Origin of the sequence: Streptomyces sp. NPDC001401 (assembly GCF_042895385.1) — a bacterium.
Classification (GTDB): domain Bacteria; phylum Actinomycetota; class Actinomycetes; order Streptomycetales; family Streptomycetaceae; genus Streptomyces.
In genome coordinates, this window is record NZ_JBIAWI010000025.1 from 39,722 (window position 1) to 63,521 (window position 23,800).

The window sequence follows — 23,800 nt, forward strand, 5'->3', positions numbered from 1 at the left end:
GCCCGCCAGCGGTCGCGTACCGGGTCGGGGGTGCCGTGTTTCGTCGCCGAGGTCAGCGGACGGTCTCCAGGACCTCCGAGGCGCCCAGGGCCTCGGCGATCGCGTTCAGGGCGTCCTCGTCCAGGGAGCGCAGCTCCTTCGCGCTGACACCGAGGTCGTCGAGGATCTCGACGTCGCCGACGGGGCTGTGCGGCACGGACTCGGCGGACGGCGTGTCCTCGTCGCCGTCGTCCTCGTCCTCACCGTCCTCTGTGCCGTCGAGGTCGAGGGAGTCCAGGTCGGCGTCGTCGTCGCCGGGCTCCCTTCCGAGCAGTTCGTCGGTGAGCAGGATCTCGCCGTAGCTGCTGCGGGCAGCGGCGGCGGCGTCCGAGACGTAGATACGAGGGTCGTCCTCGCCGTCGATACGGACGACGCCGAACCACGTTTCTTCCTGCTCGATCAGTACGAGCACCGTGTCGTCCTCGGTCGAGGCTTCCCGGGCGAGGTCGGCAAGATCCGACAGGGTTTCCACATCGTCGAGCTCTGTGTCGCTCGCTTCCCACCCGTCTTCGGTGCGCGCGAGCAGTGCGGCGAAGTACACCGTGACTCTCCCACTGGTCTTAGGCGTGCCGGTTGGAGGTCCCCCCGGCGGGGTTCAGGGCGGGGAGAGCTGTGCTCCGAGCCCCACCCACTCGGAATCGTGGCAGAAACAAGGCGTTCAGGGGACGTCTTCGGCACCCTGTGTCCGCCCGTTTTGATCGACCACGAGCGGGATCGTACGCGGCGATCGGTGTGTGCACGCAACGGGTTGCCCTTACGCGCGTCCCGAGTCGGGCCGGAGCTACCAGCGGAAGGTGCGCATGCGCATGGCGTGGCGCAGGCGTGCGGTCTTGGCGCGCCTGGGCTGGACACGGTCCCGCAGCTCACGGGCTTCGGCGAGGTCACGCAGGAACTGGGCCCTGCGGCGCCGGCGCTCGGCGTCGGTCTCGGCCGACGGCGAGTCCTCTCGGGCTTCGCGCTCAGGCAGGTCAGGCATAGACACACCACCCCCCGGTCCGTCCTCCCACTTTCCCTCTGATGGGCGGTTTGATGCCAGCGCAAGCGTTACGGGGGCGCGGTTACTGTTAGGGCATGCGTCTCCACGTCGTCGACCACCCTCTGGTCGCCCACAAGCTCACCACGCTGCGCGACCAGCGCACCGACTCCGCGACCTTCCGCCGTCTCGCCGACGAGCTGGTCACCCTGCTCGCCTACGAGGCCACGCGCGACGTGCGCACCGAGGCGGTCGACATCACGACCCCGGTCACCTCCACCACCGGCGTCAAGCTCTCCCACCCCCGCCCGCTGGTGGTGCCGATCCTGCGGGCCGGCCTCGGCATGCTGGACGGCATGGTCCGGCTGCTGCCGACCGCCGAGGTGGGCTTCCTCGGCATGATCCGCAACGAGGAGACGCTGCAGGCGTCCACGTACGCCTCCCGCATGCCGGAGGACCTCTCCGGCCGCCAGGTGTACGTCCTCGACCCGATGCTGGCCACCGGCGGCACGCTGGTCGCGGCGATCCAGGAACTGATCAAGCGCGGCGCGGACGATGTGACCGCGGTGGTGCTGCTCGCTGCGCCCGAGGGCGTCGAGGTCATGGAGCGGGAGCTGGCGGGTACGCCGGTGACCGTGGTGACGGCGGCCGTCGATGAGCGGCTCAACGAACACGGGTACATCGTGCCGGGGCTGGGGGATGCCGGGGATCGCCTCTACGGGGCGGCTGAGTAGAGCTTTCGCCTTGGCACCGTAGGGATGCGGTTGTTCGGCGGCTGCAGGTTGTGTGTGGCTTGTCGCGCAGTTCCCCGCGCCCCTGACGGGGCGCTTCTCAGCAGGCCTTCTTCTTGGACGTGGGCGTCGGCTGGGGGTTGGCCAGTGCGGCCAGCGCCTTGTCGGCGTCCGCCTTGTTTGTGAGGTCCTTGAAGGCCGTGCCGATGATCAGGTCGACGTCGGTGCCCTTGCGGGTGTCGGTGCGCTTCTCGGCGGTGGTGAGCTGGGTGGCGAGGACCGGCATGGAGGTGTTCAGGGCGGACGACGGGCCCAGCAGCACCCCGGTGCCCTTGACCTTCTTGTCGAAGTCCTTGGACGCGTTGCCGACGTCGCCGATCTTGAAGCCGCGCTTCTTCAGCTCGTCCGCCGTGCTCTTGGCCAGACCGCTGCGGGACGTGGCGTTGTAGACGTTGACCGTGATCGCGCCGGGTTTGGGGAGGGCGGCCTTCTTGGGGCCGGCCGACGGGCTCGCCTTGGCCGTGCAGTCCGCCTTGGGACCGGCCGCCGAGGCCTTCTCGCCGCCGCCGGTGAAGAGGTCGATGAGCTGCAGCGTGCCCCAGCCGACCAGGCCGAGCGCGGCGACGGAGGCCACCAGGGCGATCCCGAGCCTGCCGCGCCGGCGCCTGCGCATCCGTGGGTATTTGTCCCCCGTGATCCGGTACTTGCCGCCCATGCCCGGGGGAGTCAGCATGCTCATGAGCGCAGCGTAGTGCGCCCGGGCGGCGATGCCTACTAGATGATCATTCGAGGCCGCACAGGTGAACCCGAAAGGGCCAAGCCTTTACCGGCAGGCCGTTGGGGGCGCGGGTCAGTCCAGTTCGAGCACGCGTGCGTGCAGCACCTGGCGCTGCTGCAGCGCGGCCCGCACCGCGCGGTGGAGGCCGTCCTCGAGATACAGGTCGCCCTGCCACTTGACGACGTGTGCGAACAGGTCGCCGTAGAAGGTCGAGTCCTCGGCCAGGAGGGTCTCCAGGTCGAGCTGTCCCTTGGTGGTGACGAGCTGATCGAGGCGGACCGGGCGCGGCGCGACGTCCGCCCACTGCCGGGTGCTTTCCCGGCCGTGGTCGGGGTACGGCCGGCCGTTTCCGATGCGCTTGAAGATCACACGGAAAGCCTACCGGTCAAGACCTTCCGGGCGCAGCCATGGAGACGGAGTGCGGCGCTGGAAAAGAAGTTGCAAATCGTCGTAAACGTGGAAAGGGGGGCAAGGGGCGCCGCTTCCGGGCGCGCCTTCACCGGACCGGCCGCCCGCTGAATGGGCGTTACGCACAGGCTGTGGACAGAGAGTCGGGGCACACAAGGAGCCGACGGCCCGGCGGAGGCGGTGGGTCCACGGGGGACGTTCGCCTCCGCCGGCGGGGTCAGCGGTCCCGTTCCTTCTGGGGCTGCTTGGGTTCCGGCTGCTTCAGGTTCTGTTTCGGCGCGTTGCGTGCGGCTTCCGCGCGCAGCAGGGCGCGCAGGACCGCGTACGGGTCGGTGGGCATGGCTGTGTTCCCTGGTTCCTTGCGTGGTGACTGACGGACTTTTCCGGGGAGCCGGGATCTGTCAGCAGCGCAGGACCACGGAGCGCAGGGCGTTCAGGGCGTGCGGCGGCCGGGGCGGGGCGGGGAGCGGGTGGTCCGCCGGGGTGCCGGGTGCCGGGGCCGGGAGGGGAGTGGCGCGCAGGGCCGCGACGGTTCGGCACAGGGCGTCGGCGGGTGGCCGCAGGGCCGCGTCCAGGGCGTCGAACTCGACGATCTCCGTGGCCGTGGACGGTGCGGCATGCACCTCCGCGTGGGTGCCCGGTACCAGCAGGGCGAGCAGCAGGACGAGCGTCCGCAGCCAGGCGTGGCCGCGGGGGAGGCTTCGTACGGTGCTCACGGGAGGTCATCTGCCCACGCGGTGTCCGGCGTTCAGCATGTCGGGCGCGAGAACCGCCCGTTCGGGCGAACGCGGCGCGGCTCAGAGGGCGCGCGGCACCTGCCGGACACGGCTCCGGATGCCGATCGCGGTGACGATCTCGACCACGCCGACCGCGACCAGCCAGATGCCGCCGACCAGGGTGAGGACGGCGACCGATTCGAAGGGCGAGTCGATCAGCACGACTCCGCCGATGAAGGTGACGATCCCGAGGAAGATCTGCCAGCCGCGGGCCGGCATGTTGCTGTCGGAGGCTGCGGCCAGGGTCTGGGTGATTCCGCGGATGAGCCAGCCGATGCCGATCCACAGGGCCAGCAGCAGGATCGACCGCATCGGGCCGCGCAGGCAGAACAGGCCCAGCAGGATCGACAGGGAGCCGCTGATGAAGGCGAGGACGCGCAGCGCCGTGGTCTTGTGGGTGCCGAACGCGGCGACCAGCTGGAAGATGCCGCTGATCAGGAGGTAGAGGCCGAACAGGACGCCGGCCGCGAGCAGGGAGGCGCCCGGCCAGACCAGGACCAGGACGCCGAGGATCAGGGAGGCGACGCCGGTGATCAGGACGACCTGCCAGGCGGCGCGGGAGAGGGCGTGCAGGGGACCTTCGAAGGGTGGCTCGGGCTCCTGCGGGCCCGAAGCGCGTCCGGCAGCGTGGACCTTGCGGTCGTCGTACTGCGGGCCCCGGGAGGAGCCGCTCGATGGCTCGGTCATGCTCCATGCTCGGACCGGCAGCGGGCGCGGCGCCACCCCTGGGAGCCGGTCGGCTGACGGCTATTTCCCGGCGGCCTTCGCGGCCTTCGCGGCCGCCTTCATCTCCTGCTTGTGCGCCCGGACCTTGGCCAGCGACTCGGGTCCCTCGATGTCGGCGACGGAGCGATGGCAGTTCGCCTCGCCGTATCCGCCCGCGGCCTCCCGCCAGCCCTTGGGCCGTACGCCGAGCTGCTTGCCCAGCAGGGCCAGGAAGATCTGCGCCTTCTGCTTGCCGAAGCCGGGCAGGTCCTGCAGCCGTTTCAGGAGCTCCCGCCCGTCGGCCACGCCCTTCCAGACGAGCTCGGCGTTGCCGTCGTAGTGCTCGACGAGGTACTGGCACAGCTGCTGGACGCGCTTGGCCATGGACCCCGGGTAGCGGTGCACGGCCGGCTTCTCGGACAGGAGCGCGGCGAATGCCTCCGGATCCATCACGGCGATCTCGTGCGCGTCCAGGTCGTCGGTGCCGAGCCGGTCCGCGATCGTGCGGGGGCCCTTGAACGCCCACTCCATCGGGACCTGCTGGTCCAGCAGCATCCCGGTGAGCGCGGCGAGCGGGGAGCGTCCCAGGAGCTCGTCGGCCTCGGGGTCCTGGGCGAGATGCAGGGTGACGTCCATGACCCCGATCATGCCTCGGGGCGGGGCAGAGCTCCAGATGAGGGCCGAGCAGGGCGTACGATCCCTCCACAACTAATTTAGGCAAGGCTAACCTAAAGCGCACTGGCCTGAAGTGCAGTAAGGGGCACACAGGGTGACGATCGAGATCCACCGCGACGAGTGGGGCATCCCGCACCTGCGCGCCGGCAGCGCCCGCGAACTCGCCCGCGCCCAGGGCCTGGTGACCGCCCGCGACCGCGCCTGGCAGCTCGAGGACGGGCGGCATCGCGCGCAGGGCACCTCGGCGTCCTTCCTCGGCACCGAGGCCCTGCACTGGGACCTGTTCGCCCGGCGCGCCCGCCTCGACGACACCGCCCGGCGCTGCTGGGCGGCCCTGGAGGAACGGGACCCCGAGACGGCGGACTGGATACGGGCGTACGTCGACGGGGTCAACGACGGCCTGGAAAGCGGCCCCACGGCCCCGGAGTTCAGCCGCGTCGGTCTCAACCCCGGCCGCTGGGAGCCCTGGACCCCGCTCGGCATCTGGCTCGCCACGCACATCCTGTTCGCCGGGTTCCCCGCCAAGCTGTGGCGCGAGGAGGCCGCGGCGCACCTGGGCGAGGAGGCCGTCGGCCTGTTCGCCGCCGACGGGCCCGGCAGCTCCGGCAGCAACGGCTGGCTGGTCGGCGGGGCCCGGACCACGACCGGTCACGCCGTCATCGCGGGCGACCCGCACCGCTTCATCGAGGACCCCGGCGTCTACCAGCAGATCCACCTCTGCTGCCCGGAGTTCGACGTCGTCGGCCTCGCCGTGCCCGGCGTCCCCGGCCTCGCCCACTTCGGCCACACCGGCACGGTCGCCTGGGCGATCACCAACGCGATGGCCGACTACCAGGACCTGTACCGGGAGCGGCTGCGGCGTACCGGCGCGGGGGTGGAGGCCCTCGGCCCGGACGGCGTGTGGCGGCGGGCGTCCCGGCACACGGAGACCGTCGAGGTGGCCGGCGAGGAACCGGTCGAGGCCGAGGTGATCGAGACGGAACGGGGGCCGGTGGTCATCGGCGGCCCCGAAGGGCTGGAGGAGGGCGTGCCCGGCACGCTTCCGGTCGCGGTCAGCCTCCGCTACCCGCCCCGCGTCACCGGCGACCTCGGCTTCAGCGCCCTCCTCCCCCTCCTGCGGTCCCGCCGGGCCGCCGACGTGGACCGCGCCGTGGACCTGTGGGCCGAACCCGTCAACGTCGTCCAGGCCGCCGACACCGAGGGCGGCCTGCTGCACCGCGTCGCGGGGCGGGTGCCGGTGCGCGCCGAGGCCAACCGCCGCCGGCTGGTCCCGGCCTGGCAACCCGGTCACGAGTGGCAGGGCTGGCACGAGATGCCGCGAGCCGCCGAACTCACCGACTCCGTCGCGGTGATGGCCAACCAGCGCGGCCTCGCGACCCCGCTCGGCGTCGAGTTCGCCCCGCCCCACCGCGCCGACCGGATCGCCGCGCTCCTGGCGCAGCGGGAGCACTGGTCGCCCGGCGACATGCCGGCGATCCACACGGACACCCATCTCGGCTCCGCCGCACCCCTGTTGGACCGCCTGGCCGCCCTCGAAGACCTCTCCCCCGAGGCCGCCGCCCTGCGCGACCGTCTCCTCGACTGGGACCGCCGCATGGACGCGAGCAGCACCGACGCGGCCGTCTACGCGGCGGTGCGCGGCGCGGTCGTACGCCACCTCGCGGCACACCCTGCCTTCGCCGCACTCTCCACTCCGCCCGCCTACCCCGAGGTCTTCCTCCCCTGGCTCGCCCTGCTCCCGCGCATCGGCTTCGCCCTCGAACACCTGCTGCGTGCCGAGGAGTTGTACGGCGTCGACCGCGCGGACGTCGTGCGGACGGCCCTGGAGGAGGTGGCCGCCGAGCCGCCCGCCGGCACCTGGGGGGACACCCACCGCCTCGCCCCCTGGCGGGCGCTCGCCGGGACGCCGTACGACGGGCCGGGTCTGTCCGGTGACCACGACTGCGTGCTGTGCACCTCCGCCGTGCCCGGGCTGACGGATCTGGCCGCGCGCGGGCCGGCCGCCCGCTATGTGTGGGACCTGGCCCGCCGCGAGGACAGCCGCTGGGTCGTCCCGCTCGGCGCGTCCGGTGTCCCGGGCTCGCTCCACCACGACGACCAACTCCCCTTGTGGCTCAAGGGAGATCTCGTCCCGGTCGTCACCGACTTCGCCCGCCTGGAGAAGGAGACCCATGACTGACGGGTACGTCCACGAGGAGACCGTCGACGGTTTCGGCACCGTCCGTATCCGTCCCCTCGACCCGCGCGCCGACGCGGAAGCCGTCCACCGCTGGGTCGCCGAGGAGCGCGCGGCCCTCTGGGGCATGAACGGCCTCACCCGGGACCAGGTGGCCGAGATCTACGCCCACCTGGACACCCTCGACACCCATCACGCCTTCCTGCTGCTCAAGGACGGCACACCGGCCGCACTGCTCCAGACGTACGAGCCGGCGGCCGACCGCGTCAGCGAGTGCTACGAGGTGCGGGGCGGCGACATCGGCGTCCATGTCCTGCTCGCGCCCGCCGGTCCGGACGGCGCGCGGCCGGGCTGGTCGGCGGCGCTCTTCGGCGTCATCACGTCGTACGTACTGAAGGGCCTGGACCGGCGCCGGATCGTGGTCGATCCCGATGTGCGCAACGAGAAGGCGACCGCCCGTTTCCTGCGGCAGGGTTTCGAGGCCGGTCCGGTGGTCGTGCTCCCCGAGATCGACATCCCGGACGTGTATCTGCCCGAGAAGAAGGCCCAACTGGCCTTTCTGCGCCGGGAGGTAGCCTTCCCCGAATGACTCCTGAGGACCTCGTCGCGCACTACGGACTGGAACCCATCCCGCGCGAGGGCGGCCTGTTCCGCCAGACCTGGGCGGGCCCCGAACGGGCCGACGGCCGGCCGGAGGGCACCGCCATAGTCGCCCTGCTGACGCCGGACGACTACTCGGCCCTGCACCGCCTGCCCACCGACGAGATCTGGCACTTCTATCTGGGCGATCCGCTGGAGCTGCTGCTCCTCGCTGCGGACGGGACGTCGAGTACGGCGGTGCTCGGACCGGACGTCCTGGGCGGCCAGCACCTCCAGTTGACCGTTCCCGCCGGTACCTGGATGGGCGGGCGGACCGTCGGCGCGTGGACGCTCTTCGGGTGCACGATGGCGCCCGGGTTCACCTACGAGGGCTACGAGCACGGGGATGCGGCCGAGCTCACGGCGCGGTACCCGGCCGAGGCCGACCGGATTGCGGAACTGTGCCGTCCATGAAATTGCTGGAGGGACAGGTCGCCCTGGTCACGGGTGCGAGCGGCGGTATCGGCCGGGGCATCGCGCTGCGCTTCGCCGAGGAGGGCGCGGCGGTCGCCGTGCACTGCCGTACGGCGGTGGAGGCGGCGCGGGCAGTGGCCGCACGGATCGAGGAGCTGGGCCGGCGGGCCGTCGTCCTGCAGGGCGACCTGACCGACGAGGACGTGTGCCGGCGGGTGGTCGGTGAGGCGGCCGAGTGGGGCGGCGGGCTGACCGCGCTGGTCAACAACGCGGGCGTGCAGCCGACCCGGGCACTGCCCGGCATGACGGCGGCCGAGTGGCGGGCCGTCGTGGACGCCAACGTGTCGAGCGTCTTCGCATGCACGCAGGCCGCCGCGGAGGTCATGCGGGAGCGCGGCGGCGGAGGTTCCGTGACCCACATCGCGTCGATCGAGGCGCGCCGGCCTGCTCCGCTGCACGCCCACTACAGCTCCGCCAAGGCGGCCGTCGTGATGCATGCGCGTTCGGCGGCCCTGGAGTACGGGCCGTACGGCATCCGCGTCAACACCGTCTCGCCCGGCCTGATCGACCGGGAGGGGCTGGCGGAGGCCTGGCCTGACGGGGTGCAGAGGTGGCAGGCGGCGGCCCCGCTCGGGCGCCTCGGGCGGCCGGAGGACGTGGGGGACGCATGCGTCTTCCTGGCCTCGCGACTGGCGTCCTGGGTGACGGGACACGACCTGGTCGTGGACGGAGGGGTGTCGGCCCGGCCGGGGTGGTGAGCGGTGGCGGCTTGCGGCCGTTTTTGTTCGGGGGCGGCGGTCCTGGGGCGGCTGGGGGACGTGGGGGGACGGGTGTGTTGTCGACGGCCTTGCGGCTGGCGTCGTGGGTGACGGGGCGCGATCTGGTCGTGGATGGAGGGGTGTCGGCCCGGTCGGTGTGGTGAGCGGGGGCGGTTTGCGGCCGTTTTTGTTCGGGGGCGGCGGTCCTGGGGCGGCGGTCCTGGGGCGGCTGGAGGTCGTGGGGGGACGGGTGTGTTGTCGGCCTGGTGGCTGGCGTCGTGGGTGACGGGGCGCGATCTGGTCGTGGATGGAGGGGTGTCGGCTTGGCCGGGGTGGTGAGCGGGGTGGCTTGCGGGCGTTTTTGTTCGGGGGCGGCGGTCCTGGGCGGCTGGAGGTCGTGGGGGGATGGGTGTGTTGTCGGCCTGGTGGCTGGTGTCCTGGGTGACGGGGCGCGATCTGGTCGTGGATGGAGGGGTGTCGGCCCGGTCGGTGTGGTGAGCGCTCGGCGGCTCGTATGCGTACCTATCCGGAAGGCGGTAGGGCCCGAGACGGAGAGTGGCGTGCGGTGTGACGGTGAAGACAGGGGGCGGCGAGGGCTCCGCGGGCACCGGGGAGTTCAAGGGCTGGTGCTGCTGGGCGCCTTGCTGGGCCTGCTCGTCCTCGGCGGCGCCGGAACAGCGGCTGCCCACGCAGCACTCAAGTCCACCGACCCCGAGGACGCAGCCGTCCTCAAGTCGGCCCCCCGCCACATCACCCTGACCTTCACGGAGTCCGTCGGCCTGCTCGACGACTCCTTCCGCGTCCTGGACCCCGACAACCGGCGCGTGCACATCGGCGAGGCCGAGCACGCGAAGGGCCGTTCCGACACGGCGAGCGTGACCCTGCCCGCGAAGCTCGCCAAGGGCACGTACGTGGTGGCCTGGCGGGTCGTCTCGGCGGACAGCCACCCGGTGGGGGGCGCGTTCACCTTCTCTGTCGGCAAAGCCTCCGCGACGGTCGCTCCGGTGGACACCGGGCCGGTCGAGAACCCGGCGACCGCCGCCCTCTACAACATCGCCCGCTACCTGGCGTACCTGGCGGTGGCTCTGGTCATCGGTACGGCCGCCTTCGTCGCCCTGTGCCGCCCTGCCGACCGCGGACCGCTCCGGAAGCCGCTGGTGGCGGGCTGGTGGGTCCTGTTGGGGTCGACCCTGGCCCTGCTGGCGCTGCGCGCCCCGTACGAGACCGGCACGGGCCCGGCGACCGCCTTCGACGCCTCCGCCTTCACCCGCACCCTGACGGGCCGCCCGGGGCTGGCCCTGCTGGCCCGGCTCGCCCTGCTGCTGACCGCCGCCGCGTTCGCCGTACGACTGCGCAAACGCGACGCCTGGCCGCGCCCCCTGCTCGCCGCAGGCACCGCCCTCGCCGTGGCCCTCGCGCTCACCTGGGCCGCCTCCGAGCACGCCTCGGCGGGCATCCAGGTGCCGGTGGCGATGGCGTCCTCGGTGCTGCACCTGCTGGCCATGGCGGTCTGGCTGGGCGGCCTCACGGCGCTGCTGATCCTGCTCCACCGCAGTGAGGTGCCCCCGGCCGCCGTGGCCCGGTTCTCCCGGATCGCCTTCGCCTCCGTGGCCGTCCTGGTCGTCACCGGCGTCTACCAGTCCTGGCGGGGCCTCGGCTCCTGGAGCGCGCTCACGGAGACCACGTACGGGCGCCTGCTGGTCGTCAAGCTGGCCGCGGTGGTGCTGCTGCTGACAGCGGCCGGGCTCTCGCGGCGCTGGACGGTACGGCTGCTGACGGCGGACGCCGAGACGGCCGTACGGGAACGGGTGCCGGAGCCGGTCGGCGGGCCGCCCGCGAGCGCTCCGCAGGAGCCGGCCGCCGCGGCCGCCGGGGGAGCGAGCCGTCGCAGTCTGCGCCGCAGTGTGCTCGCCGAAGTCGCCGTCGGTGTCGTGGTGCTGGTGATCACGACCGTGCTCAGCAGCACGCTGCCGGGGCGCGCGGCCGCCGAGGCGGCGCAGGCGCCCGCGACGGCCGGCGGGCTGCCCGCCGCGTCGGTGACGACGATCCCGTTCCAGGTCGGCCGCGCGCGCGGCAAGGTGCAGATCACGCTCGACCCGGGCCGGGTCGGCGACAACACCGTGCAGGCGGTCGTCTTCGGGCCCGACGGCGGCATCGTCACCGTTCCGGAGCTCCGGCTCTCTCTCACCCTGCCCGCGCAGAAGATCGGCCCGCTCGACGCGAAACTGACCGACCAGGGCGGCTACTGGGGCACGAATTCCCTCACGCTCCCCATCGCCGGGACCTGGACCATGAAGGCCACGGTCAGGACCTCCGAGATCGACCAGGTCAGTGTGACGAAGTCGGTCCGCATCTCCGCCTAGCGGCGACACGAAACCGGCAATTACTCTCAACTCCGGGCAGCGTCGTTCGATCATCCGGACGAAAATGATCACGAACGTATCGGTCACGTTTCCACAAAGGTCCCCGTCGGCTCTTGACGCATGACCGGACATAGGGCTGATATAAGCGCCACGATGTTCGGTCGAGTTGATTTCTGGTCGGTTTCGACTTTTTTCGACGTGGCGTAGTTGTGGCCGAACCCCTGCCCTCAGGAGCCGTACATGGACCTCTCACCCTCGGGTCTCTCTCTCCCCTCCCCCAGCCGTCGCGGTCTGCTGCGCGGCGTGGGTGGCGCAGCCCTGCTCGCAGGTGCGGGCATACCCCTGCTGTCCGCGTGCGGCAGCAGTGGCGGCTCGTCCGACCCGAAGACCGTCAGCCTCGGTTCCAACGCCTCGGACGCGGTGCCGAAGAAGGCGTTCGCCGAGATCTACGCGGCCTACAAGAAGCAGTCCGGGATCACGGTCGACGTGAACACCAAGGACCACAACACCTTCCAGGAGCAGATCAACTCGTATCTGCAGGGCACGCCGGACGACGTGTTCAACTGGTTCGCGGGCTACCGCATGCAGTTCTTCGCGGCGAAGAAGCTGGCCTCGCCGATCGACGACGTGTGGGCGAAGATCGGCGACAACTTCCCCGACGCGATGAAGAAGCTGTCCAAGGGCGAGGACGGCAAGTACTACTTCGTGCCGCTGTACACGTACCCGTGGGCGATCTTCTACCGCAAGAGCGTCTTCAAGCAGCACGGCTACCAGGTCCCCACCACCTGGGACCAGTTGGTCGCCCTCTGCAAGCAGATGAAGAAGGACGGGCTGGTCCCGATCGCGTTCGGCGACAAGGACGCCTGGCCGGCGATGGGCACCTTCGACCAGATCAACTTCCGGCTCAACGGCTACGACTTCCACGTCGAGCTGATGGGCGGCAAGGCGTCCTGGACCGACGCCAAGGTCAAGGCGGTCTTCGACCACTGGGCCGAGCTGCTGCCGTATCACCAGGACGGCTTCATGGGCCGCACCTGGCAGGACGCCGCCCAGACCCTGGTGTCGAAGAAGGCCGGCATGTACCTGCTGGGCTCGTTCGTGGCCCAGCAGTTCACCAACAAGGCCGACCTCGACGACCTCGACTTCTTCGCCTTCCCGGAGATCAACTCCGCGTACGGCCAGGACACGGTCGAGGCGCCCACCGACGGCTTCATGGTCTCCAAGGCCCCGAAGAACAAGGCGGGTGTCACCAAGCTCCTCGAGTTCCTGGGCACTCCGGAGGCCGAGGCCATCTACCTCAAGGCCGACTCCAGCGTGGTGGCCGCCTCCAGCAAGGCCGACACCTCGTCGTACACCCCGCTGCAGAAGAAGGCGTACGACATGATCTCGGGCGCCAAGTCCCTGACCCAGTTCATGGACCGCGACTCCCGGCCGGACTTCACCTCCACGGTGATGCAGCCCGGTCTGCAGAAGTTCCTCCAGAACCCCAAGGGCGTCGACAGCCTGCTGTCCTCGATCGAGCGCCAGAAGAAGACGATCTTCGCGTCCTCATGAGCTCCGAGACCCCCACGAAGACCCCGGAGGCGGCCGCCGTGCCGTCTCCGGGGCCCGCGCCTGTCAAGAAGCGGGTCCCGCAGGGCCACAAGCGCCTGCTGACCCGCCGTGACCGCATCACGCTCGGCTTCATGGCCGGCGTGCCCACGGTCCTGCACGTGGCCCTTGTCTGGGTCACCGCCCTCGCCTCGATCGCCCTGGCCTTCACCAGCTGGGACGGCATCGGCTTCGACTCCATCAAGTGGGTCGGCCTGGACAACTTCAAGCAGTTGTTCACCGACAACCCGCAGTTCTGGCCCGCCGTCGAGCACAACATCATCTGGTTCGTCGTGCTCATCCTGATCCCGACGCCGATGGGCCTGTTCCTGGCCGTCCAGCTGGACAAGAAGATCCGCTTCAGCCGGGTCTACCAGACCGCGTTCTTCCTCCCGGTCGTCGTCTCGCTGGCGGTGACCGGCTTTGTCTGGCAGCTGGTCTACAACCCCGACACCGGCCTGATCAACAGCCTGATCGGGGCCAACAAGCCCGGCCACTACATCGACTGGATCGGCAACCCGCACCTCAACCTGTGGGCGGTTCTGATCGCCGCGTCCTGGCGGCACACCGGCTACATGATGATCCTGTACCTGGCCGGCCTGAAGGGCGTCGACCCGTCCCTGCGCGAGGCCTCCTCGCTGGACGGCGCCAACGAGTGGCAGACGTTCAAGAACGTCATCTTCCCCACCCTGCGCCCGACCAACACGGTCGTCCTGGTCGTCACCATCATCGAGGCACTGCGCGCCTTCGACCTGGTCTTCGTCTTCAACAAGGGCGCCCAGGGCACCGAGCTGCTGTCGATCCTGATCACCAACAACATCATCGGCGAGTCCAGCCGGATCGGTTACGGCTCCGCGATCGCCGTCGTCCTGCTGGTCATCTCCCTCGCGGTCATCATCCCGTACCTGATCGCGACCTTCCGGAAGGAGCGGCGCGCATGAGCACCAACGCCGCGGCGCTCGGCAAGCAGCGCACGCCCGTCCGGCCCGCCCGGATCCTGCTGCACACCTTCCTGGTGGTCACCGCGCTGGCCTGGCTCGCCCCGCTGCTGTGGGCCGTGTTCGCGGCCCTGCGCCCGTACTCGGAGACCAGCACCAAGGGGTACGTGTCCTGGCCGGACACGCTGAACTTCGACAACTTCAAGAACGCGTTCGAGCAGTCGGACATGATGCACTACTTCGGCAACACGCTGATCATCGCGGTCCCGGCCGTGCTGATCACGCTGCTGCTGTCGTCGATGGTCGCGTTCTACGTCAGCCGCTTCGACTTCCGGCTGAACATCTTCCTGCTGCTCGTCTTCACGGCCGGCAACCTGCTGCCGCAGCAGGTCATCATCACCCCGCTGTACCGGATGTACCTGCTGATCGACCTGCCCGGCATCACCGTGTCCGGCAAGCTGTACGACTCCGCGCTCGGCCTGGTCCTCATCCACGTGGCGTTCCAGTCCGGCTTCTGCGCCTTCGTGCTGAGCAACTACATGCGGATGCTGCCGCACGAGCTGACCGAGGCCGCCCTGGTCGACGGCGCCTCGGTGTGGCGGATGTACTGGCAGATCGTGCTGCCGCTGTGCAAGCCGGCGATGGCGGCCCTGGCCACCCTGCTCTCCATCTGGATCTACAACGATTTCTTCTGGGCGATCGTGTTGATCTCGACCGGCGAGAACATGCCGATCACCTCGGCCCTGAACAACCTCTCCGGTCAGTACTTCACCGACCCCAACCTGGTCGCCGCGGGCGCCCTGCTCACCGCGATCCCGACCCTGATCGTCTACTTCGTGCTGCAGCGGCAGTTCGTCAGCGGTCTGACGCTCGGCGCCAACAAGGGCTGACAGTCCCTTCTTTGAAAGCTCCTTGAAAGAGAACCACCGTGCCCCACGCCTTCACGCCGGTCGCCTCAGTCCTCGTGGACCCGGCCAACGCCCGTGTCCACGAGGAGGGCTGGCAGTCCTGGAGCCCCAGCGGCGCCTACGCCCTCGACGCGACGCCGTACCGGCCGACCAACGACAACTGGGCGACCGTCTGCTACCGCCCGGGCGTCACCGCTCCGGAAGGGACCTTCCAGGGCGAGGGTCTGCTGGCCCTCGACCCGGGCGACGGCTCACCGGCCCGGCTGTGGGCGGCAGCCGAGCCCACCCGTGAGGTCCCGTCGATCCGCCTCACCGTGACGGACGGCCGGGCGGAGGTCGGCGCGGACGGCCCGGTGAAGGAGTGGACCGGCACGGACATCCAGTCGGTGCTGGCCGACTGGGCCTCCGGACTCGGTGTCGGGGCCCCGCGCCCGGCCCCGACCGTCTGGTGCTCCTGGTACGAGTACTTCACCGCCGTCACCGAGGACGACATCCACGAGAACCTCCGCGCGATGGACACCCTCGACCTGCCCGTCGACGTCGTACAGATCGACGACGGCTACCAGAAGGCCCTCGGCGACTGGCTCACCCTCTCCGGCCGCTTCCGCTCCCGCCAGGGCATCGCGGACGCCATCCGGGCCCGCGGCCGCAGGGCCGGCATCTGGACCGCCCCCTTCCTGGTCGACCCGGCGAGTGACCTGGCCACCGAGCACCCCGACTGGCTGGTCCGCGACACCGCCGGCGGCTTCACCCACGCCGGCCGCAACTGGGGCCACGACCTGCGCGTACTGGACACCACGCACCCCGAGGCGGCGGCGTATCTGACCGAGGTCTTCCGCACCCTCCGCACCGAGGGCTACGACTACTTCAAGGTCGACTTCCTGTACGCGGGCGCCCTGGAAGGCGTACGGCACAAGGAAGTCGACGCCCTCACCGCGTACCGCGAGGGCATCGAGCTGATCCGCGAGGCGATCGGCCCGGAGGCCTACCTCCTGGGCTGCGGCGCGCCGATCCTGCCCTCCATCGGCCTGTTCGACGCGATGCGCGTCAGCCCCGACACGGCCCCGCACCGCCGCCCCGAGGCCGACGACTACAGCCAACCCGGCCAGGACCCGGCCGAGTTCACCGGCGCCGGACGCCAGTGGCAGCACGGCCGGCTCTGGGTCAACGACCCCGACTGCCTGATGGCCCGCCCGGCCGTGGAGACACGGGAGCGCTGGGCCGCACACGTGGAGGCGACCGGCGGCCTGATGGCGTCCAGCGACCGCCTGTTGTCGCTCGACGAGTGGGGCGTGCAGACAACTCGCCGTCTTCTCTCAGGAGTTGACCGATGACCGCCCGCGCCCTGAACGTCCCGGGCATCGCATACGGCGGCGACTACAACCCCGAGCAGTGGCCCGAGGAGGTCTGGGCCGAGGACATGCGCCTGATGGCCGAGGCCGGGGTCACCATGGTCAGCGTCAACATCTTCTCCTGGGCGCTGCTCGAACCGTCCGAGGGCGCGTACGACTTCTCGCGCCTCGACCGCATCCTCGACATGCTGCACGCCCACGGGATCGCCGCCGACCTCGCGACCCCGACGGCGGCCCCGCCGGCCTGGTTCTTCGTGCAGCACCCGGAAGCGCTGCCGGTGGACAAGGACGGCCGGCGACTGTCGTACGGCAGCCGCCAGACGTTCTGCCCGTCCAGCCCGGCCTACCGCGAGGCGGCCCTGCGGATCACGGGCGAACTGGCCCGCCGCTACGCCGACCACCCGGCGGTCGTGATGTGGCACGTCCACAACGAGTACGGCTGCCACAACGCGGAGTGCCACTGCGACACCAGCGCGGAGGCGTTCCGCGTCTGGCTCCAGGACAGGTACGCGAGCCTGGACGCGCTCAACCACGCCTGGGGAACGACCTTCTGGAGCCAGTGGTACTACGACTGGGACCAGATCCTGCCCCCGCGCGCGACCGGCGCGGTCCCGAACCCGACCCACCAGCTGGACTGGCGCCGCTTCTGCAGCGACGCACTGCTGTCCCTGTACGAGGCGGAGCGGGACGTCCTGCGGGCGGCAGCCCCCGCGACCCCCGCCACCACCAACTTCATGGTGATGTACAACTTCGACGCCCTCGACTACTGGCGCTGGGCCCCGCAGCTGGACATCGTCTCCAACGACCACTACCTCCAGTCCGCCGACCCGGAGTCGCAGATCGACATCGCCCTCAGCGGCGATCTGGTCCGCTCGCTGGCCGGCGGCCCGTGGCTCCTGATGGAGCACTCGACGGGTGCGGTGAACTGGCAGCCGGTCAACCGGGCCAAGACGGCGGGGGAGTTGCGCCGCAACGCCCTCGGCCATGTGGCGCGCGGCGCCGACGGCATCGCCTACTTCCAGTGGCGGGCGGCGAAGGCGGGCGCCGAGCAGTGGCACTCGGCGATGCTGCCGCACGCGGGCACCGACAGCCGGATCTGGCAGGACGTGGTGCAACTGGGCGCGGACCTGCGGGCGTTGGCGGAGGTGCGCGGCAGCACCACCCCGGCGCAGGTGGCCGTCGCCTGGGACTGGAACGCCCGCTGGGCGCTGGAACTGCCCTCGCAACCGAGCGGCGAACTGCACTTCCAGGACCTGGTGAGGGCCTGGTACGAGCCCTTGTGGCGGGCGGGCGTCGCGGTGGACTTCGTACGCCCGGACGCGGACCTGTCGCCGTACCGCCTGGTTCTTGCGCCTTCTCTCTACCTGGTCGACGACGAGGGTGCCGCGAACCTCACGGCGTTCGCCGAGCAGGGCGGCACACTCGCCGTCGGCTTCCACAGCGGGATGGTGGACGCCAACTGCCATGTACGGCTGGGCGGTTACCCGGGTGCGTTCCGGGAGGCCCTGGGCGTGCGGACGGACGAGCTGTTCCCGCTGCTGCCGGGGGAGTCGGTGGGGTTGAGCGACGGCGGGACGGGCGTCCTGTGGTCGGAGCGGGTACGGCTGGAGGGCGCGGAAGCGGTGGCCTCGTACACGGACGGCCCGCTGACAGGAGTCCCGGCGGTCACCCGCAACGCCCACGGCGCGGGCACCGCCTGGTACCTGGCGACCCAGCCCGACCCGACGACCCTGGCCGGCCTGCTGGACCGCATCCGCACGGAATCCGGCGTCGACCCCGTCCGCACGACCGCGCCGGGCGTGGAAGCGGCCCTGCGGCGGGGTCCCGACGCCGACTACCTCTTCCTGATCAACCACACCGACCGGGCCACCGAGGTCGCGGTCGCACCCGGGGCGACGGAACTCCTCACGGGCAAGCCGGTACCGGGGACGGTGACCGTGCCTGCGGGGGAGGTGGCGGTGGTGCGGGAGCCGCGCGGGCAGTGATGCGGTGCTGCCCGCGCGTCCAGGCTTGATCGCCGGGTGCGTACACTGCCTGCACTTGTCAGCGGCCTGCCGGGGAGGGCGGGCCCGTCCTTGGGGGTTCCATGCGAAGATCGGTGATCGGCTCCGCCCTGCTCGGCGCGCTGGCGGCAGCCGCTCTCCTCACGCCGAGCGCGCAGGCGGACGAGAAGGTCGGCAACGTCGATCTCAACGACTTCCGGATCACCGGCGGCGGCGGCTCGGGCAACGACGTCGTCCTGGGGATCACCGACTCGAGGACGATCACGGTCAAGCTGACGGCCAGTGACGACTCGGGCATCAAGAAGGCGGACTTCACGCTCTACCACGGCAGCAGCCTCGCCAACGCGGACGCGGTCCTGAAGCCCACAGAGACGGCGGCCGTGTGCACGGCCAACGGGAACACGTCCGTCTGCACCAGGCACTACACGATCGACCCCCGGCGCGATCTGAAGAACTCGCTGGCCGGCATCTGGAAGATCTACGCCGAGGCGCACGCCAACGACGGGGACTACGTGCAGGCGGACGGCTGGACCTCGTTCTTCATGAAGCGCTACGGCAAGCTGACCGCCAACGCCTCCCCCGAGCCGGTCGCCAAGGGCAGCACCCTCACCGTCACGGGCAAGCTCTCCCGGGCCAACTGGGACACCCACGACTACCGCGGCTACACCAACCAGCGCGCCTACCTGGAGTTCCGCACCCCCGGCAACGACTACTACGAGTCCCTCGGCTACGTCACCACGAACTCCACCGGGATCGCCACCGCCAAGGTCACCGCGACCGCCGACCGCTACTGGCGGTACGAGTTCAGGCCCACCATGACGACCAGCGCCGTCAAGGCGACGGGTGACTTCGTGGACGTCCGCTAGCGGCCCTGGCCCTGCTCAGCCGCTGTTCAGGCCTTGCGCCAGGCGCTGAGCAGTTCCTCGGGACCGTACGCGGCCTGGAGCCCGGAGCAGCCGACCCCGCTGCGGGAGACCGCCACGAGCGGCACCGGTTCGTCGGTGATCGCTGCCCGGTGCTTCTGCAGCGCGGCCAGGTCGTGGCTGTCGAAGGCGGAGGTCTCCAGCCACTTGACCGAGCCGAGGAAGAGCAACTGCCTCGCCACCGGCTGCCGGTCGGCACCCACCAGGTCGATCTCGACGTCGTTGCTGCGGGTCCAGTACCCGCCGATCGCCGGAGCGGCGGGCAGGGGCCCGTCCGGCAGGAGCCGGGCGAGGGACTCCCGCACCAGCGGCTCGATCGCACGACCCCGCCAGCTCGTCCACCGCTCCTTGATGCGGCTCAGCGTGAGATCGCCGCGCATCCGCTCGATCTCCGCCATATGGGGATCCAGAAAGGCCAGCCAGAACCGCAGATAGGGGTCGGCCACCCGGTAGCGGCGTTCCTTGGACGGCCGCAGGGAGAGCGGCAGTTCGGCCGCCACGACCCTTTTCTCGGTCAGGACATCGGTGGCCCGGGTGAGCGTGGTGTGTGCGATGCCGCCGGCGGCACGCGCGATGTTGGTGAAGGTCCGCTCCCCGCTTCCGACGGCCCGCAGGACCTCCCTGCTCATGGCCTGCGGCGGGAACTCCGCGGCGAGCGACCGCTCGGCGGAGACCAGCAGTGCCGAGATCGGGTTGTCCAGCGAGTCGCGGAGGAACTCCCACACGTCCGCTCCGACCCGCCACTCCGCGCAGATCAGCGGAAGCCCGCCCGTGATCAGAGCGGCGTCGAAGGCGGCCGCGGGCTCGAGCCCGAGCATCTCGCCGATGTCGACCGGATTGAGCGGCCCCACGACCATCTCCCGACCGCGCTGGTGGAAAGGACGGTCGTAGCTGTTGAGGGCCTCCATCATCGACAGATCGGAGCCGACCAGGAGGAGAAGCACCGGCTTGCGGCTGAGCAGGCGGTCCCAGGCCCGCTGCAGCATGCCCTCGAAGGCGTCGACACGGTCCATGAGATACGGCACCTCGTCGATGACGACCACGCTCGGGCTGTCGTCGGGCAGCACCTCGGCAAGGAGCCTGAACGCCGCGTTCCACTGCTCCGGGGCCTCCTCCGCGAACAGCCCTCGCTCCGGGAGCGTGGACCGGGATACGGCGTCGAGCAGCTCCCTGAGCTCGTCCTGCGCCGTCCCGCCCGCCGCGGTGAAGAAGAGATACGGCGTCCCGGTGCGCCGCAGAAACTCCTCGACGAGGCTGGACTTGCCGACCCGCCGCCGACCGCGCACGAGGATGCACTGACCCGGCTTCTGCGACCCGGCGCCGTCCTGAACCCCCTGCAAGGCGTTGCCGAGCACCTTCAGCTCCCGGTCCCGCCCGATGAAACGACGCATGGGAACACCTCCGCGGCCAATAGTATCGCCGGAGATACTATTGCGATTGTTACCATCCGCGGATGATGGGGCGATGACGGGTCGCAGTCAGCGCGTGGAGCCTCTGCGCAGGACCTTGTCGACGGCGACCGTGACGACGACGAGGGTCCCGGTGGCGACGTCCTGGTAGAGGCTGTCGATACCCGCCTGGGTGAGGCCCGAGCGGAGCACGGTGACGATGAGCGTCCCGATGAGCGTTCCGACAACGCCTCCCCGGCCGCCGAAGAGGCTGGTCCCGCCGATGACGACGGCCGTGATGCTCTCCAGATTCGCCGTCTGGTAGGAGTTGGGATCGGCGTTGGGGATACGGCCGAGGGCCTGCCAGGCGGCGATGCCGTAGAGGAGACCGGCGGTGAGGTAGACCGACAGGATGGTGCGCCGCACGTTGATGCCGGTCAGGCGGGCGGACTCGGGTGCGTTGCCGACGGCGTAGATGTGCCGGCCCCAGGCCGTCTTGGCGAGCACGTACCAGAAGTACGCGTACAGGCCCACGAGCAGGAACGTTCCCCAGGTGACGAGGACGCTGCCGAGGTGGATGCCGTTCCCCCAGAAGACCAGCAGATCGGCGGTCACCGGATAGCTGCGGGAATCGGAGTAGAGCCTGCCGACGGCGTAGACGACGGTCAGCGCACCCAGGGTCACGATGAAAGGGGGCAGGCCCAGCTGGGCCACGAGCAGGCCGTTGACCAGCCCGATACAGGTCGCCACGACCAGGCCGAGCAGCAGCGCCCCCGCCGGGCTGTGTCCCTCGAAGACGAGCTTGGCCATGACGAGCGTGCCGAGGACCGCGATGGCCCCGTTCGACAGATCGATGCCCGCGGTGAGGATGATCAGGGTCTGGCCCAGTGCCAGCGTGCCGATCACGATGGACTGCTGCAGCACCAGGGAGAGGTTCTCCGGCGTCAGGAACGTGTCCGTCGTGAGCGAGAAGGCCAGTACGGCGAGGGCCAGGGCCGCGAGGGGGCCGACGGTCGGTGTGCGCAGGGCGTAGCGGAACGCGTCCCGCAGCGCGGTGCCCCTCTCGCTGTCGGCGGCTGGACTGGTCGTGACGGGAGATCTCATGATCCGTTGTTGATCCCTTCGCCCGGTCGGCGCCCGAAGGTCATCCCCAGCAGTGCTTCAGTCCCCAGTCCGTGCTCCGGGACGCCAGTCCCCGCACCGGCTTGTCGGTGATGAGGACCGTGCCCGTGTCCGTGAAGCCGGACGGTTTCCTCCCGTGCCGGGCGAAGTCGGTGACCGCGGCCACCCCCAGGTCGGCCATCCTGACCGGGAACTGCATGACGGTGGCCGCGTACTTGCCGGATCTGACGTCGTGCACGCCGTCGCATCCGCCGTCGATGGAGCCGACGGTCACCTTGCGGGTGAGGCCGCGTGCGGCCAGGGCCGTGTAGGCGCCGTTGGCCACCGGTTCGTTGATGGTGTAGACCGAGTTCACGTCGCTCGTGCGCTGCAGCAGGTTCTCCATCGCGGCCTGCGCCTGATTGCGGTCGCCGTTGGTGTTTGCCCGTCCGCGGATCGCCGGTGAGTCGTTCTTGATCCCGAAGCCGCCGAGGAAGCCGTCGTGGCGCTCTTGGCTGACCGTGGAGCCCTCGGTGCCGTCGAGCATGAACAGCTTGGGGGCCCGGCCGGCGAGGACGGTCCGGACATAGGCGCCCTGGAGGCGTCCGGCCTTGAAGTTGTCGGTCGCGTACGTGGCGTTCGCCGCGTCCGCCGGGTCCGTCGCGGTGTCCAGCGCGATCACCAGGATGCCCTGCCGGCGGGCCTCCGCGATGACGCCCAGGATCCCCGTCGTGTTCGAGGGTGTGATCAGGATTCCCTGCACATGGCGGGTGATCAGGCTCTCCACCGCGGCGACCTGGCCCTCGTTGTCTCCGTCGAACTTGCCGGACAGGGCGATCAGTTCGGCGTGTGTCTTCTTCGCCGCGTTCTCGGCGGCCCTGCGCATGGTCACGAAGAACGGGTTGGTCTCGGTCTTGGTCACCAGACCGATGGTGACCTTCCGCGCCCCGTCGCCGCCCGTGGAGTCCTTGCTCCCGCCGCAGGCGGCACTGCCGAGCAGCAGTGTTCCCACCAGGAAGAGCATCGTCCCCTGCCGGGAACGCCGTGTCCGGCTGTGCCTGCGGACGGTGTGGTGGTGTGCCATCGGTGACACCCTCCTCCGGCCGGGTCCAGCGTCGTGGAAGTCACTGCGTCGTAGAAGTCCCTGGGCTCCGCGCCATGTCCAGATTGTTAATACATATCGCACTGTGCGGCTTCAGTCTTGTCTTCGGCCTCCTTGTCCGCGTCGGCCTCCTTGTTCACGTCCTGCATTGCATACGTCCCGACGGCGACGAAAGATGGTGATCGGGACAGGGAGCCCCCTGGTCCTGTCGAGGAGCGGGCCGGACCCGCCCCGGGCAGGGGCTCCACCGAGGCCGTGCGGCGTCAGCTCGGTCGCGCGGAGAAGGAGAGGTTCGCGTGACTGGGCCTCCCCTGCTCGCGCTGCACGGGATTTCCAAGCGGTTCGGCGCCGTCCAGGCCCTCAAGGACGTCGACCTGGAAGTCCACGAGGGCGAGGTCGTCGCCCTCCTGGGAGACAACGGTGCCGGAAAGTCCACCCTCATCAGGGTCATCGCGGGCGTCGACCCCGCGGACAAGGGCGTCATCGAGTGGGAGGGCCGAAGCGTCCACATCAGGACCCCCCGGATCGCCCAGCGCCTCGGCATCGCGACCGTGTACCAGAACCTGGCGCTGTGCGACGACCTCGATGTCGCTGAGAACCTCTTCCTGGGGCGGGAGCGGCGGTCCCCCGGTGTGCGGGGCCGCCTGTTCCGGCTGATGGACGACGGCGGCATGCGCAGGGAGGCACGCGGTCAGCTCGACACACTCGGCATCCGCGTCCCCGATGTGCGTGCCCCGATCGCTTCACTGTCCGCGGGCCAGCGCCAGACGGTCGCCATCTCCCGCGCACTCCTCGGCCACCCGAAGGCCGTCCTCCTCGACGAGCCCACCGCGGCGCTCGGCGTCGCCCAGTCCGGCCACGTCCTCGACCTCGTCGACGAGCTCCGCGAGCAGGGCATCGGAGTGATCCTCATCAGCCACAACCTGGGAGACGTCAAGGCGGTCGCGGACGAGGCGGCGGTACTGCGGCTCGGCTGCAACAACGGCTTCTTCCATGTGCCGACCACCCCGCAGGACCGGATCTTCTCCGCGATCGTCGGCGCCACGAGCAATGCCTGACC

General features: G+C 70.4%; 24 protein-coding genes. 13 read left to right on the top strand and 11 right to left on the bottom strand.

From position 1 onward, the window contains the following. Positions 1 to 52 precede the first annotated feature (52 nt). Together ACFY10_RS48870 and ACFY10_RS48875 are read right to left on the bottom strand one after the other, a co-directional pair. Positions 53 to 580, bottom strand: a complete 528-nt coding sequence (locus ACFY10_RS48870) for a hypothetical protein (protein ID WP_390671881.1) — start codon at positions 578 to 580, stop codon at positions 53 to 55. Positions 581 to 820: 240 nt separating this feature from the next. After that, positions 821 to 1,015, bottom strand: a complete 195-nt coding sequence (locus tag ACFY10_RS48875; protein WP_181922396.1) for a hypothetical protein — start codon at positions 1,013 to 1,015, stop codon at positions 821 to 823. 95 nt (positions 1,016 to 1,110) lie between these two features. On the opposite strand from ACFY10_RS48875, the gene upp reads away from it, so the two are divergent. Beyond that, positions 1,111 to 1,746: a uracil phosphoribosyltransferase gene (gene upp, locus ACFY10_RS48880; RefSeq protein WP_390671882.1), complete on the top strand. Its 636-nt coding sequence runs from the start codon at positions 1,111 to 1,113 to the stop codon at positions 1,744 to 1,746. A gap of 97 nt (positions 1,747 to 1,843) precedes the next feature. Here the strand turns inward: upp and ACFY10_RS48885 are convergent, their stop codons facing one another. The 6 genes from ACFY10_RS48885 to ACFY10_RS48910 all read right to left on the bottom strand — a co-directional run bounded on the left by ACFY10_RS48885 (position 1,844) and on the right by ACFY10_RS48910 (position 5,046). Further along, positions 1,844 to 2,482: a LytR C-terminal domain-containing protein gene (locus ACFY10_RS48885; RefSeq protein WP_390671883.1), complete on the bottom strand. Its 639-nt coding sequence runs from the start codon at positions 2,480 to 2,482 to the stop codon at positions 1,844 to 1,846. 111 nt (positions 2,483 to 2,593) lie between these two features. Further along, positions 2,594 to 2,890 carry a type II toxin-antitoxin system VapB family antitoxin gene (locus ACFY10_RS48890; RefSeq protein WP_003999914.1) on the bottom strand — a complete coding sequence of 99 codons (297 nt, stop codon included), beginning with the start codon at positions 2,888 to 2,890 and terminating at the stop codon, positions 2,594 to 2,596. A 256-nt stretch (positions 2,891 to 3,146) separates the two neighbouring features. Further along, entirely contained in the window at positions 3,147 to 3,269 is a 123-nt protein-coding gene (locus tag ACFY10_RS48895) for a hypothetical protein (RefSeq protein ID WP_390671884.1), read from the bottom strand. Between the two features lie 61 nt (positions 3,270 to 3,330). Continuing rightward, on the bottom strand, positions 3,331 to 3,645 hold the full coding sequence (locus ACFY10_RS48900) for a hypothetical protein (protein ID WP_390671885.1): 315 nt from the start codon (positions 3,643 to 3,645) through the stop codon (positions 3,331 to 3,333). An 81-nt stretch (positions 3,646 to 3,726) separates the two neighbouring features. Further along, complete coding sequence (locus ACFY10_RS48905; RefSeq protein ID WP_390671886.1) at positions 3,727 to 4,392, bottom strand: HdeD family acid-resistance protein; 666 nt, start codon at positions 4,390 to 4,392, stop codon at positions 3,727 to 3,729. Positions 4,393 to 4,452: 60 nt separating this feature from the next. Beyond that, positions 4,453 to 5,046 (bottom strand): HhH-GPD-type base excision DNA repair protein, encoded by a 594-nt coding sequence (locus ACFY10_RS48910; protein ID WP_390671887.1) that lies wholly within the window; start codon positions 5,044 to 5,046, stop codon positions 4,453 to 4,455. 133 nt (positions 5,047 to 5,179) lie between these two features. Between ACFY10_RS48910 and ACFY10_RS48915 the strand changes: the two genes are divergently transcribed. From ACFY10_RS48915 to ACFY10_RS48965, 11 genes are all read left to right on the top strand, one after another. Next, complete coding sequence (locus ACFY10_RS48915; protein WP_390671888.1) at positions 5,180 to 7,264, top strand: penicillin acylase family protein; 2,085 nt, start codon at positions 5,180 to 5,182, stop codon at positions 7,262 to 7,264. Continuing rightward, complete coding sequence (locus tag ACFY10_RS48920) at positions 7,257 to 7,850, top strand: GNAT family N-acetyltransferase (RefSeq protein WP_390671889.1); 594 nt, start codon at positions 7,257 to 7,259, stop codon at positions 7,848 to 7,850. The genes ACFY10_RS48915 and ACFY10_RS48920 overlap by 8 nt, the downstream gene beginning before the upstream one ends. Further along, positions 7,847 to 8,314 (top strand): cupin domain-containing protein, encoded by a 468-nt coding sequence (locus tag ACFY10_RS48925; RefSeq protein ID WP_390671890.1) that lies wholly within the window; start codon positions 7,847 to 7,849, stop codon positions 8,312 to 8,314. Before ACFY10_RS48920 ends, ACFY10_RS48925 begins: the two co-directional genes overlap by 4 nt. Beyond that, a complete protein-coding gene (locus tag ACFY10_RS48930) occupies positions 8,311 to 9,072 on the top strand; it encodes an SDR family NAD(P)-dependent oxidoreductase (RefSeq protein ID WP_390671891.1) in 762 nt (253 codons plus the stop codon). The genes ACFY10_RS48925 and ACFY10_RS48930 overlap by 4 nt, the downstream gene beginning before the upstream one ends. A 626-nt stretch (positions 9,073 to 9,698) precedes the next feature. Further along, positions 9,699 to 11,435 carry a copper resistance CopC/CopD family protein gene (locus ACFY10_RS48935; RefSeq protein WP_390671892.1) on the top strand — a complete coding sequence of 579 codons (1,737 nt, stop codon included), beginning with the start codon at positions 9,699 to 9,701 and terminating at the stop codon, positions 11,433 to 11,435. A gap of 240 nt (positions 11,436 to 11,675) precedes the next feature. Then, complete coding sequence (locus tag ACFY10_RS48940; RefSeq protein WP_390671893.1) at positions 11,676 to 12,989, top strand: ABC transporter substrate-binding protein; 1,314 nt, start codon at positions 11,676 to 11,678, stop codon at positions 12,987 to 12,989. Further along, positions 12,986 to 13,966 carry a carbohydrate ABC transporter permease gene (locus ACFY10_RS48945; RefSeq protein WP_390671894.1) on the top strand — a complete coding sequence of 327 codons (981 nt, stop codon included), beginning with the start codon at positions 12,986 to 12,988 and terminating at the stop codon, positions 13,964 to 13,966. The genes ACFY10_RS48940 and ACFY10_RS48945 overlap by 4 nt, the downstream gene beginning before the upstream one ends. Next, positions 13,963 to 14,853 carry a carbohydrate ABC transporter permease gene (locus ACFY10_RS48950; protein WP_390671895.1) on the top strand — a complete coding sequence of 297 codons (891 nt, stop codon included), beginning with the start codon at positions 13,963 to 13,965 and terminating at the stop codon, positions 14,851 to 14,853. The genes ACFY10_RS48945 and ACFY10_RS48950 overlap by 4 nt, the downstream gene beginning before the upstream one ends. A 38-nt stretch (positions 14,854 to 14,891) precedes the next feature. After that, entirely contained in the window at positions 14,892 to 16,205 is a 1,314-nt protein-coding gene (locus ACFY10_RS48955; RefSeq protein ID WP_390671896.1) for a glycoside hydrolase family 36 protein, read from the top strand. Continuing rightward, entirely contained in the window at positions 16,202 to 18,208 is a 2,007-nt protein-coding gene (locus ACFY10_RS48960) for a beta-galactosidase (protein WP_390671897.1), read from the top strand. Before ACFY10_RS48955 ends, ACFY10_RS48960 begins: the two co-directional genes overlap by 4 nt. Positions 18,209 to 18,309: 101 nt before the next feature. Further along, positions 18,310 to 19,092, top strand: a complete 783-nt coding sequence (locus tag ACFY10_RS48965; protein ID WP_390671898.1) for a calcium-binding protein — start codon at positions 18,310 to 18,312, stop codon at positions 19,090 to 19,092. Positions 19,093 to 19,118: 26 nt separating this feature from the next. Here ACFY10_RS48965 and ACFY10_RS48970 read toward each other — a convergent pair whose 3' ends face one another. The 3 genes from ACFY10_RS48970 to ACFY10_RS48980 form a co-directional block, all read right to left on the bottom strand. Further along, a complete protein-coding gene (locus ACFY10_RS48970; RefSeq protein ID WP_390671899.1) occupies positions 19,119 to 20,540 on the bottom strand; it encodes an ATP-binding protein in 1,422 nt (473 codons plus the stop codon). 87 nt (positions 20,541 to 20,627) lie between these two features. Continuing rightward, entirely contained in the window at positions 20,628 to 21,641 is a 1,014-nt protein-coding gene (locus ACFY10_RS48975) for an ABC transporter permease (protein WP_390671900.1), read from the bottom strand. Between the two features lie 40 nt (positions 21,642 to 21,681). Next, on the bottom strand, positions 21,682 to 22,722 hold the full coding sequence (locus tag ACFY10_RS48980) for a substrate-binding domain-containing protein (RefSeq protein WP_390671901.1): 1,041 nt from the start codon (positions 22,720 to 22,722) through the stop codon (positions 21,682 to 21,684). A 314-nt stretch (positions 22,723 to 23,036) separates the two neighbouring features. Here ACFY10_RS48980 and ACFY10_RS48985 point away from each other — a divergent pair, with 314 nt between their 5' ends. Continuing rightward, positions 23,037 to 23,798: an ATP-binding cassette domain-containing protein gene (locus tag ACFY10_RS48985; RefSeq protein WP_390671902.1), complete on the top strand. Its 762-nt coding sequence runs from the start codon at positions 23,037 to 23,039 to the stop codon at positions 23,796 to 23,798. Positions 23,799 to 23,800: the final 2 nt, after the last annotated feature.